The organism is Pseudomonas sp. MYb193 (genome assembly GCF_002966775.1).
Taxonomy (GTDB): Bacteria; Pseudomonadota; Gammaproteobacteria; order Pseudomonadales; family Pseudomonadaceae; genus Aquipseudomonas; species Aquipseudomonas paracarnis.
The window spans coordinates 206,977-220,567 of sequence record NZ_CP023269.1 but is presented as its reverse complement, the minus strand read 5'-3'; the positions used below and the strand labels follow the sequence as shown (position 1 = coordinate 220,567).

11 protein-coding genes and 1 tRNA gene are annotated in these 13,591 nt (G+C 53.2%); 3 read left to right on the top strand and 9 right to left on the bottom strand.

Annotated features, from left to right (window positions below):
* Positions 1 to 2 precede the first annotated feature (2 nt).
* Together CLM72_RS00925 and CLM72_RS00920 are read right to left on the bottom strand one after the other, a co-directional pair.
* Entirely contained in the window at positions 3 to 545 is a 543-nt protein-coding gene (locus CLM72_RS00925) for an RNA polymerase sigma factor (protein ID WP_020302203.1), read from the bottom strand.
* A gap of 87 nt (positions 546 to 632) precedes the next feature.
* Positions 633 to 1,349, bottom strand: a complete 717-nt coding sequence (locus tag CLM72_RS00920; protein ID WP_158688676.1) for a Crp/Fnr family transcriptional regulator — start codon at positions 1,347 to 1,349, stop codon at positions 633 to 635.
* A 195-nt stretch (positions 1,350 to 1,544) separates the two neighbouring features.
* Between CLM72_RS00920 and CLM72_RS00915 the strand changes: the two genes are divergently transcribed.
* Positions 1,545 to 1,621: transfer RNA gene (locus CLM72_RS00915), tRNA-Arg, on the top strand.
* A gap of 511 nt (positions 1,622 to 2,132) precedes the next feature.
* Here the strand turns inward: CLM72_RS00915 and CLM72_RS00910 are convergent.
* From CLM72_RS00910 to CLM72_RS00875, 7 genes are all read right to left on the bottom strand, one after another.
* Positions 2,133 to 2,780, bottom strand: coding sequence for an HNH endonuclease (locus CLM72_RS00910; protein WP_105225363.1), 648 nt, complete (start codon positions 2,778 to 2,780; stop codon positions 2,133 to 2,135).
* Between the two features lies 1 nt (position 2,781).
* A complete protein-coding gene (locus tag CLM72_RS00905) occupies positions 2,782 to 4,221 on the bottom strand; it encodes an AAA family ATPase (protein ID WP_105225362.1) in 1,440 nt (479 codons plus the stop codon).
* Between the two features lie 600 nt (positions 4,222 to 4,821).
* Positions 4,822 to 6,084: a hypothetical protein gene (locus CLM72_RS00895; protein WP_105225360.1), complete on the bottom strand. Its 1,263-nt coding sequence runs from the start codon at positions 6,082 to 6,084 to the stop codon at positions 4,822 to 4,824.
* A gap of 3 nt (positions 6,085 to 6,087) precedes the next feature.
* Positions 6,088 to 7,221 (bottom strand): nucleoid-associated protein, encoded by a 1,134-nt coding sequence (locus CLM72_RS00890; protein WP_105225359.1) that lies wholly within the window; start codon positions 7,219 to 7,221, stop codon positions 6,088 to 6,090.
* A gap of 1,322 nt (positions 7,222 to 8,543) precedes the next feature.
* Complete coding sequence (locus tag CLM72_RS28655) at positions 8,544 to 8,867, bottom strand: hypothetical protein (protein ID WP_158688675.1); 324 nt, start codon at positions 8,865 to 8,867, stop codon at positions 8,544 to 8,546.
* 290 nt (positions 8,868 to 9,157) lie between these two features.
* Positions 9,158 to 10,333, bottom strand: a complete 1,176-nt coding sequence (locus tag CLM72_RS00880) for a cell wall metabolism sensor histidine kinase WalK (protein WP_072434685.1) — start codon at positions 10,331 to 10,333, stop codon at positions 9,158 to 9,160.
* Positions 10,334 to 10,338: 5 nt separating this feature from the next.
* The gene (locus tag CLM72_RS00875) at positions 10,339 to 11,028 is read right to left on the bottom strand and encodes a response regulator (RefSeq protein ID WP_003187519.1); all 690 of its coding nucleotides are present in this window, start codon (positions 11,026 to 11,028) and stop codon (positions 10,339 to 10,341) included.
* A 218-nt stretch (positions 11,029 to 11,246) separates the two neighbouring features.
* Between CLM72_RS00875 and CLM72_RS00870 the strand changes: the two genes are divergently transcribed.
* Both CLM72_RS00870 and CLM72_RS00865 read left to right on the top strand, forming a co-directional pair.
* Positions 11,247 to 12,059, top strand: coding sequence for a MipA/OmpV family protein (locus CLM72_RS00870; RefSeq protein ID WP_105225358.1), 813 nt, complete (start codon positions 11,247 to 11,249; stop codon positions 12,057 to 12,059).
* A 111-nt stretch (positions 12,060 to 12,170) separates the two neighbouring features.
* Positions 12,171 to 13,391, top strand: a complete 1,221-nt coding sequence (locus CLM72_RS00865; protein WP_105225357.1) for an alginate lyase family protein — start codon at positions 12,171 to 12,173, stop codon at positions 13,389 to 13,391.
* The last annotated feature ends 200 nt before the right edge of the window (positions 13,392 to 13,591 follow it).

Here is a 13,591-nt window from a genome sequence, read left to right as displayed (position 1 = left end):
CTTCAGCGCAAAGCACTGCGCAGCAGTTGCACACGCTTGCGCACCAGCGGCAGCTTCACGTGCAGCTCGGCGGCGATTTGCGGGTAAGGCAGGTCATCGACAAAACGCATCTCGAACAAGCGCTGCTGCAACAGCGGTAACCGTGCGACGTGCGCCTCGATCTGCTCCAGGCGCTCATAGCATTCCACCCGCTCCAGCACCGAGGCGCAGGGCGCGGCGAGCGCGGCCAGGTGATCGTGTTCAAGGTCCACCGAATCATCGAACAACCGCCCCTCGCGCTTGCTGCGCCGCACGCTGTCGAGAAACACATGATCGAGCACCAGAAACAGAAACCCCTGAGGGTCGCGAATGCGCTCCGGCGAACGCCGAAAAAACAGCAGGGCCTTGATCGCCGTGGCCGACAGCCACTCCTGGCCCTGATCCAGATTGCCCTTGGCCCGCCGCAACGCCCGGCGCCTGAGCTCGCCGTGCACAGCGCGCCAACTCGCTTCGAACAAACGGTCATCGGCGGCCCATTGATCCTTGAACTGAACAGTCATCCCCATCGCCAGCACTCCTGTGCATCCTTGATGAAGGGCCAGTCTGCGAGGGCACGACGGGGGCACGCTGTTACCTGGGGAACACCGCCACAACTAATTCAGCGCAAAAGCCTTGCGCCGCAAATGCTCGACATCGTTGATCACCATGCGCTCCAGATCGCCGCTGATCACCCCACTGCGCCGCCACACTTGCAGCTGCACATTCAGCTTGGGCCGGCTGGTATTCAGCATCGACGCCAACACCCCCTGGCTTGCGGGCAACGACACACTGGGCAAGGCCAACGCCAGGTCGATCTCGCCCAGGTTCGCCAATAAAAACCGCGCCAACCGCGACTCCAGCCGATGCAGGCACACCAACTCCAGCAACTCGATGGCGTGCAGCAAACGCAGCATCATCAACATCAACAAACGCCGCAGAAACGCCGGCTCCTCAAACAACACCGCAAAATGCCGACTGCCCAACTGCAACAAGCGCGTGGGGCCACTGGCAAAGGTAGAAGACTCGCGCCCATGATCCTTGATCAACGCCGTCTCCCCCACCACCTGCCCGGCCCCGGTGCTGCCGATGATCTGCTCTCGACCATCGGGCCCATGCACCACCGAATAAATCCGCCCCTCGACTACCAGCGCAATAAACTCGAGGGTGTCGTCCTTGAAATACAACAGCTCACGATCATCCAGCGTGCGCTCCACCATGTGGGTGGCAACGTAGCGCAAGAGGTGCTCCGGCATACCTCGAAACAAATCGGAGCGAGCCAACAGGGTTTGTTTGAGCGGGAGATCGAGCATCACGGTTCCTTTGGAATGCATGCGTTCACCTGGGGAATTGCGGCGTGGAAGCGGGTTAAAGCCACAAGAGCAAAGCAAACAAAGGGACGTGCGGCGCGGGGAGTTGTGAATGAGGGTGGCAATTAGCCATTTTTTGTCGGAAATGGACGACAGGGAGCGGGGGGAATGCCGGAATGGACGCATCAGGTCGACATGGGTATGATGTCGCCCGCACAAGCATCCGTAGCTCAGCTGGATAGAGTACTGCCCTCCGAAGGCAGGGGTCGTGGGTTCGAATCCCGCCGGGTGCACCAGATGTGGAATGGAAGAGCCTCAGGTCGGGAGATCTGGGGCTTTTTTGTTTTTTGGGTTGGGGGGGTGGTGTTGGGAAGGAGTTGAGCGGGGTTTCGGTTTGGGCTGTCTGGGATTGCCGCCTCCTTTTTCGTCGTGAAAATAAATCTGTCCCCTTTTTCCTTTAACGTCGAAATTGATGTAGCAAGAATGAATAATTTTTCCGGCCTCGCTCCGTGCCTTACTACCGCATCATTAATGCCTACAAGAAAAGCAGCCGTCGTAAAATCATTTCGCCTTGCACAATATTCGATGCCTGAGTTAAAAAGCGCTTTCATAGTTGACGAACTGAACTCCTTATGGAATTCAAGCATGGTTAAAAGAACGGCATCAAGCTGATGTTTTTCAAACGCCGAAAAACTTAACCTTCCGTCAGACATTATCGAAGTAATCTCAGCCATGCGATCCATCAATAGCTGAGGCTTGAGGTTCTTATTCTTCTTCCATTTCACTTTCATCGATTGTTCCATCGCTTCAAAAATCGGCCTCGACTGTAAAATTCAAAGTACACATAAAGCGTTGAATATCATCTTTAGTTGCATCGGGAGGACAGCGCTTAATGTAATCACTTACCGCCTTTACAATTGCGTAGTTAAAATCATCCCACTCCGCAAACTCATATGAAAATCTGACAAGCTCGCAAATTATGAAGGTCTCTCTTCCTTTTTCCTTATTTCTCGGGCGATGGAAAACCTTCTTGGCTAGGACCGCAATTTCCATATGTTCTGAATATGTATCATAGTGCGGGTGAATGATGGTGAATGCGTCAGACATACGAGGGTAAGGAGACTCCCTCGTTAACGGCTTGGTGAGAACCCCTTTGTCCCATTTGCTCTGATTGCATTCTTTGCAAGCTAAGGCAAGATTTTCAGGCTCAAATAAATATAGGGGATGGGTAGATTTTGGAATAATGTGTTCGACGTCCCAAGTTAATCCATGACGTTCTTTCTTTTCCATTCGGCAATATGCACACAGAAAGCCTTGTTCTTCCAGATAGTGCGTCCGAATTGAATGCCTCAACTTAACAATGGGACCTTTTGTGCGGTTCCAAAGTTCATGATCGGTGCCGTTGTACGCATTAACGTAAGTTGCGTCAAATCCAGTAAATGTGATTGCCTTCATTTTAATGCAATGCCTCCACCTGGCCTATAAGGTGGTACACTGGATCTGTCTCGCTCATATTCTTACGAATACTTACAAGCATCTTAAAGGTTTCACGATCATCGTAATTCAGCTCTTCGCGCCGACTGAGCTTTGTAAGTAATAGGAGTGTGACTCTTAGAAGATACTCATTATTTTGACCTGGCGTATGAAAAACTTCGGCCAACTGAAAGTCTGCAGAGCGCTTAGCGTATTCAAATGAGTGATAGAGTTCTTTTTCTTCTAGATTTAAAACATATCCATTATTACTTGTAAGCCCTGATACAAGCTGGGGTGAATGAGTGGCAATTACAAAGTGACAACCACTGAAATTTGAAAATACTTCCTGCAACTGCTTGACCAAGTTTGTTTGCCACTGCGGATGCAAACTTATTTCGGGTTCATCAATACATATAAGCGAACCGTCTTTTATCGCGCCCGCTATTCCAAGCATAATTGTCAACATGCATTGTTGCCCGGAACTCGCTTGACTTAATCGCATTCGAGACTTATTAATCAAACTGATCAAAGTGATATCGAATATTTTGATGAGTCCCGATTTGAGAAATGGAATTAACTCGGTAATTGTACGATGTTTCATATCAAGGGAGTGGTCCCAAAAACCAAGTTCAATGTTTGTTTTTGAACTAGATTTTAAATACTCGTAAAAAGCGCTTGCCGACGAATAGTTATCATGAACGCGAGAGTCGTCACCTATCAAAAATTCAAGTAAAGATTGATTGGAACTATAATGTAGCTCATTGAGCTCTTCGCTTGTAAGTCTTGAGTATTGCTTTCTGTCAAGAGATAACTTTATATCCAAATATGGCGCAAATCCGAGGTACTCAAATATGTCACTAAGCTTGTGAAGGCTTTGTCTACCTTGCAACAGCCCTTCGAGCAATGAGATGAGACTTGATGAAATGCTATTCTTTGAGAACTGGTCGGTGCCGATATAGCGATAATCTGCGATTATTTCTTTGTTTCTAATATGAGTTGCAGATGGAAATCTGTCGTGACGACCAGTGGAAACTGCGATCACATTGCTCGGCGACAAACTTGAAGTTAATGAAGTTCTTACCTCGCCTAAATAATAGTTGTGGTCGCGAAACAAATGCGAATCGTGTGAGGCTGCGTTGCTTGGCAATGCAAAGTAGTTAATCTGTTTCGGGTCGTTATGGGACTGATTCCATAAGCTGGAATGGTCTTGATTATAATAATTCCCCGACTTGATTGATGACTTGGTACGACCTTCTTGTGAAAAAATATAGTTACTGACAATTTTTCTTAGTAGCCTGCTCTTGCCTACAGCATTTTGCCCAACTATCAGTGTGAATATATTTTCGTAATTGTCTGACGCACGATAATCGGTTAGTGGAACCCAATGACCATCGACTTGTACTTCATTTATTTGAAAGCGCATCTCTGATCATCCATTTTCAGGGCTTAACCTAGGGGGGAGTTGCCATCTTGCTAATTGTACAGACAGCGGAAACGTTTTCAATGACGATATAAGTGCTTGCTCGTCCAGTCAAGCAGTGTTACGTCTCATGATGCTAAGATTCGAACGCCAAAATACGACGCAAGGGTGAAGCCGTATCGCCCGCAATTCGATTTGTCCCATGCCTCAGTTTCGCCCAGCAGTGAAATATTTCAAGCAATCACCGAAAGCAAAGTCGTAGAGAGGCGGAAAAGCATCGGTAACGTTGAAGGGGTATTATGAACCGCCTCAGGTCTCGTCGAAGGCGAGCGCCTGCTTATGGCCGATCCTGTTGAAATGTCGGTCCTCCAACATTACCTGGTCATTGACCAGTGAAAATGCCATTGTTGCACGCTGCTGCGTGAAGCCCACGCTTGTAAAACTCTGCCAAAAGTAAAGACTACAATCTCGGACACGGACCTTTAAGCTACGGAAATAAAGCACGATTCTCAACATAATCGGCCTCTTAGCGCCTCTGACGAAGGGCTGCAAACTGTCCGAAGCAAACATCATTCATTAGGACTTGTATCAGATCTCCATTGGCTAAGGACTTAGAAAAATCGGATCAAAAGTAGCGCCTGCGAAGATTGTCGATATGACAGTAACAATACCCCATAGGAACGAACCCCAATATTTTACAAGAGCCACCAGCACCGCCCCGGCTGCGGGCAATAGGGCTAGTATCTGCAATAGCTGAAAGGTACGCCGCAGAGTACGCCCCTGTCTTTCGACTTGCTCAATTGTAATTCTGAGCAGGCCTTGAAGTTTGGGAGGATAGGTTTTAATTTTGTCTTTGAAATCGTCGAAAACAACATTAAAGCTGTGCAACAAGCGTTCTGTCTGAAGCATTTGATTGTGCAAGATGGCGAGTAATACCAGCGAAACAACAATCAAACCAAGTACAAGAACGAACCCTTCAAAAGCAGAAGTACTGGTGTTCAGGACAACCCATCCAGCAAAAGAGATCGGGAGCGCCAGCATTTTACCGGCAATGTCACCTAAGACGCCGCTGAGTTTGGTCCCATAGTCGATTTCCGCCTGTGCCAATTCGCGCCGAGCCTTCTCGAACGAAAAGCCGTAGACATAAGTTTGTAAATTGGCGCGGTAGGTAGTGAGGACCTCCTTCCATTCGCGAACCACTACGAGGAAGTGATTTGGCTCGTTTTCAAACTTCTCAATTACACCGGCGATCGCCATTCTGATCATCAGCTTACGTTCTGAAAGATGAGCCTTGTTCTCGTTTTTGCGGTTGAGAATCTCCTCCAGCAAACTCATATGCCTGAGTTCATGGCCAAGAACTTGTTCATCAACCTGCGTCGCCAGCAGAAAAGTCCTGGGCGGTTTTGCGCCGTCGGGAGGCAAAGCGAAGAACAAATTATAGGTATCTGGGCTGCTGTCCTTGTCCACACCGATTGCCAACAACGCCAGAAGCTCGATTAACCTACAAACTCGTCTGAGCTCTTTAATTTGTGTTGGTTCGCTAACGTCGAAATCGGCCCAACCCAAGTCAACGACGTATACGTTCTGCGGAAACTGCCCTTTGCCCAGTGACCCGTTACGAGCCAAGTCGCTAACGTTCGCGTAAAATCGGCCCGATTCATTCGTAGGTAGGCGGAGCTCGATCTCTACCACACCACCTTCAACTACTTCATGATGCTGAATTTTGCCGAACTCGGGCTGCAGATCCTTACACGCCTGCAGCGCGGCAGTGATTTCGGTAGTGGGGAGCCCTTCATAGGAGACCACACCGCCTTCGATGGCTGGCGCTCCCATTGCCCGGTACAGGGCCACGACATTGGAAAACATGGCTTACCCAACCCTGGCCTTCAGCTCTTTTTCAATCAAATCGACCAGTTCTTGGTTCATATTTGACAGGGTCAGCTTCTTGCGACCCTCATCGTAATAAACATCGGACGTTGCCTCCTTCCCCAAGGCACCACGTTCGAATTGAAGCGACCAGCTTGCAGCTTCGCCTTTAATCCTGGTCTTCTCCTTCAGCGATTTTGCATTGACAGTAAAGTCCTCAGGGACTCGATGTTTTTCGTCGTTGAGATAGTCTTTCAGTCCTGCAATCTCATCGACCAGATCAGGCGGAACGTGCTGAATTGCCGCATGGCAGATCGCATCTAACCGAGCGGATTTACCATCCACAAGTCGGTCCTGCAAATACCGGACAACCGCCTCTTTCGCCTTGTAAGCAAAGGGCTTGAGCTCTCTATTGTTACGGAAGAAACGGCCAACATAATCAATGGCATTCTTGGTTGCCCGGCCGGATGCCACGCCTTTGGCGCATCCTAAAGCGGAGATGAAATAGTCAGAAGCCTGGCTGTCCCGACCGCGGCTGATAAAGCACAGATAGGTCGAATCAGCCTCTTCTGCGTCCTCAGCATCTACAACTGTATTACCCGCAGCGACACATGCGGCGGCGGCAGTAACCGACGCGAATTTCACAAAGTTGATCCTGGCTGCCTGCTGAACCGTCTTCAGGTCCACTTCCTGAATGGCTTTGGGCACATAGTTCTCATCCAACTGGATGCCACCGCGCTGTTTGATGCTAGCAACCAGAAAGAAGTCAGACGCACCGGAGGTGTATTGCGCGCAGAGAATATGGCCCCCAGTGGCCAAGGTTTGGTCCCTCGCCTGCTCGACGAGCTGATCCATTGCTAAGTGGGTTAACGCGATAAATTCAGCCTCATCATCGCAGACATCCACATAAGTGCTAAACCGATCAGGAAACGGACCTTGGCGACCGTCGTCGGCAAATTGTCCGTAGACCACGCTGTTTCCTTCTTTGCCAATCAGGCCGTTGATGCCTTCGACCAGAGACTCTAAAGCTGGGTTTTGTGTGTCGAGGACAACATCCTTTTTCACCACGTCAGAAACGAGACCTGTGTGAGCGATCTTCTTGAAACTGTGGATGATGGCGGTTTTCAGCGTGATCACAAGTCGACTTCCATTTCAGTAATATCAATGTGAGATTACGAGAGTCCACGTAACCCTGCAAACGGCCATTGGTCTGATGTCTTTATTTTCTAGCAGTCAACAGCGGCAAATTAAAGTAATTGACAGTGATACTGTATATGCAAACAGTATAACTGTCGAGCTCGCCATGCCCGCGTCATATTTTGCTAGCGGGTAGCAGCCCTTCTAAGCTATGGGCTCTCGTCCGATGGCAGTCGCCTTAATCATCATAAACAGCTCCTCCCTGACCAGTTATTGATGTAACACCACTTGCCATGTAACACGTCTGTCGGCAAACGAAGCAAAGCCGTATAACGCCTATATATTATTTAAAATCATATAGTTATAACCTCGCGCAACACCAGTAACACGGTTTCTCAGGGTATCCCCGAGCCCCATCGACATTCCTCCTCCAGCGAACGGAGATAGATCATGCTCTAGGCTTTGGATAAACCGTGGGGACCCTGTGCATGTTGATTTAGCACGGGGTAGGAAACCCGCGTGATCGTGTCAGCGGAAAGGTGCCCAGCTTAGTGAACAGGTGAACCAGGTGAACTGCTGTTCACCAGTGCATTTGCCCTATGAATCGTAAAGCCGCTGGGGACCTTGGGCATTTCGGATAGACACGGGGCAAAGAACCCGCGCGTTCGTGTTAGCGGCTGGATTTTTTAAGTTGGTTGACAGGTTGACGTGGTTGACACCCATCACCATGGTTGACGCCCTGCGGATGTTCACTATCAGCAACAGATACAGCCACCTTTACCGAAGCTGTAACGATGGCCGTTTTTCTTCAGCATCCTTTCAATTTCAACGATTGAAATTTCAGTAACTTCCGGCACCTCCCACTAACTCGATCCCGCGGGTTTCATGCCCCGTACCACCTTAATACTCCCAGGGGCCCCGCCAGTTTTTGGCACCAGGGCTAGCTTCCGTCGTCGAAAATTCGAATAGCTGATGCCACTCTGTAACGACAGCGAGACCGTGGGTTGAATAGAGGGTGCGCCTTAATGGCATTTCCCAATTCCCCAGCTACTCTCCAAGCCGCTAGGTGCAGAACGCTTGCCCCGCAGCAGACGTGCGCTGACTTTCTGCGTTACACGCAGGGGCAGCGTTACATCGGATGTACGCTAGACATCTAAACTGTGTAACGGCCCTAAAAGCCAATAAAAATAGGCGTTTGGCGATGGGCGTTACACGAGTAACACGCGTTACACCGGTTTTAGAGGGGGCTGTGTAGGTGCTCGCATACTACCGCTCAAAACTGGCCCTCATGACCAGGTGAGCGCTGTACCGCTGTTGGTCGGTTAAAAATAAAAATGACGCAGCCAAGGAGACAACCAATGCCAAGATTTATCATCAACAAGAACGCCCAGGCGAATGGTGATCATGAAGTCCATGATGCGACCAACGGATGCCGGTTCATGCCTTCCCTTGAAAACCAGGTCGAAGTTGGCACCTACCCCACTTGTCATGGAGCCGTAGCCGCAGCTAAACAAAAATGGTCGGATAGCCGGATTAACGGCTGCTACTACTGTTCCAACCAGTGTCACACCAGCTAGTAACCCAAAATAGATGGCAGCATTGCATAGGGCATTAAGGGGCCAGGCGAGCTGGCCGTGTATGCCCACATGTATGCCTAACCGAAAACCTGTCTGCTAGCCCCAGTAAATACTGGGGCTTCATAGCCCAGTTCAAACGACGCCGGGGCACAAGATATGAAATGAAAAAGCCTCAGGTCGGGAGATCTGGGGCTTTTTTGTGCGTTTGGTGGTTGGTGAGAGAGTGTTGAGTCGCGTCGGGATAGTAGAGGTGAAAATAAATCCCCTTTTCCCCTCCCTTTTTCCCAAGCAGTTTTCCAGCTCTACGATCATTACGATTTCACCGTCTTGAGCGCCGGTCTCAAGCAAAGAAGAAACGCCTACACAGGAACCTCCGCCCTGATCAGCGTACCGCCTTCGGCCAGATTGCGGGCAGTAATGGTACCGCCATGGGCGTGGCAGATCGCACGGGCGATGGACAAGCCTAGCCCGCTCCCCCCCGAGTAACGTGCCCTGGAGCGCTCTGCACGCCAGAAGCGGTCGAACACGCTGTCCAGATGCTGGGCTTCGATACCTGGCCCTCGGTCACCGACTTCAATCACCACCGAACCGTGAACCCGGCGCGCCGTTACATTCAACTCGCCTCCCCCGGCCGCATAACGCAGCAAGTTATCGACCAGAATGTTGATCACCTGGCCCAGGCGATCACGATCGGCATGCATACGAAGCCCATCAGCAATACTGACCTGCGTCAGCACGCAAGCCTCATCCAACTGCGGCTGGAACCACGCCAACCGCTCCGCCACCAGAGCTGCCAGAGAAAACTCGCTGCGCTCCAGCACCAGCCGGCCAGCACGAGCCATCGACAACAGGTGCAAATCATCCACCAGCTTTCTGAGTTGATCGAGCTGACGCTTGACCATGCCCAACTGCATGGCATCGCTGGGGAATACCTCATCGAGCATACCCTGCACGCGCCCCATGGCGGCGTTCAAGGGTGTGCGCAGTTCGTGGGCAATGACCGCGCTGGATTCACGCACATCGCGCTCATAGCGCTCCAGTTGCGTGGTCATGCTGTTGAAGTCGCTGACCAGCCGTTGCAGCTCGTCGGGCGCGTCGCGGTGCACCGGCAGGCGCGTCAGGAAATCACCGCCGGCGACTCGCCGGGCGCCCTGGGCAATTGCCGAGAACTGGCTGGACAAGGGCCTCGAAAACCACAGGCCGAAGCCAATGATGATAGGGATCGCGGCCAGCACCAGGCCGATCAGTATCAGCCAGTCGCGATTGGCGATAGCCGGCTGGAAATAGTCCAGCGGATAGTACTGGGCAACCACTTGACGCAAGCGTGCCTCATTGAGCTCTGGCTCGGCGCGCAACGCCAGCAGTTCCTCACGCGGCCCCGGCGGCAGATGCTGCACAAAATACCAGTCCGACAGTGTGACGTTGATCCACATGCACACCGAGATCACCACCACCGCGCCGATCGCCAGCAGGCTCATGCGCAGGCCGATCCAGCGCCACATGGGTTTGTCGTTGACCCGCGGTTGCTCAAGCATGTGCGTTACCTGAATCGATAGCCAATGGAGCGCACCGTGACCAGAACGCCGGTGATGCCGTGGTTTTCCAGCTTGCGGCGCAGGTTGTGCACGTGGGTGTCGACGACGCGGGCCAGGGCTTCGCTTTCCGGCAGGCAGATTTCCAGCAACTCATCACGAGTGAAGGCCTTGGACGGCGTCTTGAGCAACGTCACCAGCAGCTTAAATTCCGTTGGGGTCAGGTCCAGCCATTGCGGTGGTGCTTCGCCCTGCTCAATGGCCGCGGTAAACGCAACAAGATCCACCCGCAGGTTTTCATGGCGCAGCAGGTGTTCGACCGGTTGGTTGCCGGTGGTGCGCCGCAACACCGCGTGCACCCGCGCCACCACTTCGCGCGGGCTGTAAGGCTTGACCACATAGTCGTCCGCGCCATAACGCAAGGCACCGAGCTTTTCCGGTTCGTCGCCCATGGCCGTGACCATGATGACCGGCGTGTCACTGCTACGGCGCACGGCGGATAACACCTCGGTGCCGCTCAAGCGCGGAAGCATCACGTCGAGCAGGATCAGGTCGGGCTGCCAGCTTTTGTACAGGTCCAGACCGCGCTGGCCGTCTTCGGCCAGGGCCACCTCATAGCCATCCCGGAGCAAGTAGGCTTCGAGAATGTTGGCGCTGTCGGCGTCGTCTTCGACGATGAGGATACGTTTTCCTGACACAAAGAAGCCTCTTGATGAAACCTTGATAATTTACGAACGGTTTATTGAAAGTGCGCTGCCAGTATTGCCCTACGCCCACTTTCGCGAGCCGATCCTATGCCGACCACTGCATCGCTGTCCAAGCCTATCAACGGGCCTGAACAGCTCGATCAGAGGGAGGCGTTGTGTCGCGCGTCGGCGGGCGCACTGCTGTCTTCTTTTGCACATAGGGCTTGACCATGAACTTCACCACCTCCCCTACCCACAACGTTCTGTTGGGCGCCGTCACGCTGCTGTGCTGCGCGCTCGCGCCCCAGGCTCAGGCGACCGACGCCAGCCCGACAGCCGATGAAACCACTGTTACCCTGGGCCTTGGCATGGGTGTCACACCTCGCTACATGGGTGCTGACCGCTACCGTCCGCTCGTACTGCCGATGCTCAGCATCCAGCACGGAGCGTTGTTCGCCGACACCACTCGCGGCGTGGGCCTGCAATTTCAATCCGACAGTGGCTTCGGCGCCAGCGCGGCGATCAATTACGACATGGGCCGCAAGGAGAAGGACAGCACCACCGGCGCGGGCGGCGACGAGCTAAGAGGAATGGGCGATATCAACGGCGCAACCGTCGCCAACTTTACCCTCAGCCAACAACTGCTTGACTGGCTGTCGATCAACGGTGAAGCCGACATCCGCATGGCCGGTGAGCACCGTGGCAACCGCTACCGCTTTGGCCTGGAAGGCATCCTGTTGCACACAAGCCGCGACACCCTGGCCCTGGCCATCGACGCCCATGCCGGCGATAGCCGCTACAACCAGACGTTCTTCGGCGTCACCCAGGCCCAGAGCCAACGCTCGATCTACAGCAAGTACACCGCCGACGCCGGGATCTATGCCTACTCCGCTGCCTTGAACTGGCAGCACACCTTCGACGCGCACTGGTCAACGCTGACCAGCCTGACGCTGACTCAATACGCCGACCAAGCCAGCGACAGCCCACTGGTAAGGCGCGAAACCGCAGGCTTGGGCCTGTTTGCAATCAACTACACGTTCTGACAACAAGCCCCGGGTATGCAGGCTTCATCTGGACTATCCCTGGGGCAGATTCCGGTCCTGTGCGAATGGCTTTTCAAACCGCAAGGTTCTCCCCATCAGGGCGTACACACGATGATCCGTTTGAAGTACCTGTCCAAAAGAGCCGTGCTGCTCTATGCGCTATTGATGAGTATCGGCAGTCAAGCCTCCCCCACCCTGCCTACCGAAGCGTTCGTGCATCCTGGCCTGCTCCACACCCGGGAGGACTTCACGCGGATACGCGAGAAGCTGGCCAACTATAACCAGCCGTGGCTGGCCGGCTGGCAGAAGCTGATCGCCAACCCCCATGCCTCATTAGCCTGGCAGCCCAACCCGATGCCGGTGGTGTACCCCACTTCAGGCGGCCCGAATAACGACAGTGTTCTGTTCAACGACGCAGCCGCCGCGTATGCACTGGCCCTGCGCTGGCAGATCTCCAACAACCCGGCGTATGCCGACAAGGCCGTGAGTATTTTGAACCAGTGGGCCTTGACCCTCACCGCGATCAAAGACAAGCCCGGCAGAGCTTTGGTGGCAGGCTTGTACGGCTACCAACTGGCCAACGCGGCCGAACTGCTGCGCAGCTACCCAAAGTGGCGGGCGGAAGATTTCCAGCGTTTTCAAGGCATGATGCTCACTGTGTTCTACCCCATCAATCATGACTTCCTGGTGAACCACGACGGCGCCCGGCCTGATCATCATGGGGCCAGCTGGGACCTAGCCAACATGAACTCGATGCTGGCCATCGGCGTACTGACCGACCGCCGCGATCTCTACAACGAGGCCGTCGACTACTTCAAGCACGGCACAGGTAACGGCGCCATCGCCCACGCGGTGTGGAAGCTCTACGGCGATGGCCTTGGTCAAGTCCAGGAAAGCGGACGTGATCAGTCACACGCCATGCTCGACATAGCCCTGCTCGGCAGTTTCTGCCAAATGGCCTGGAGCCAGGGCAACGACCTGTTCGGCTACCAGAACAACCGCGTGCTGCAGGGCGCCGAGTATGTGGCCAAGTACAACCTTGGCCAGGAGGTGCCGTTTAGCCCCATCCCCAACAGCAGCTTCAAACAGACCGTCATCTCGCCCGATCATCGCGGCGAAACCCGTCCGATATGGGAACTGCTCTACAACCACTACGCCGTGCGAAAGGGCCTCAGCGCACCGAATGTGCAGGCCATGGCAAATAACGTCCAAGTGGAAGGTGGTGGCGGGGATTATGGTGCTGACAGGGTTGGCTACGTCCAGCTGGGGTATGGGACATTGCTGTATTCGTTGGGGGAATACGGTTTGTCGGAGATGCAGTTGATGCCTTAGAGGTATATCACCGAAGCTGCGCTGCGCATTACAAATGCGTCCTTTCTACCTGTCAAATTCGAGGAATGACAAGAACGCATTGGTGTGTTGGAAATGTCAAAGGACGCCAGCACCATCGCCGCAGAAGTGTGGAGCCAGATATGAATGAAACACCCGAGGTCTTAAGACCCGGGGCTTTTTTGTGAGCCACTTGCACGCGC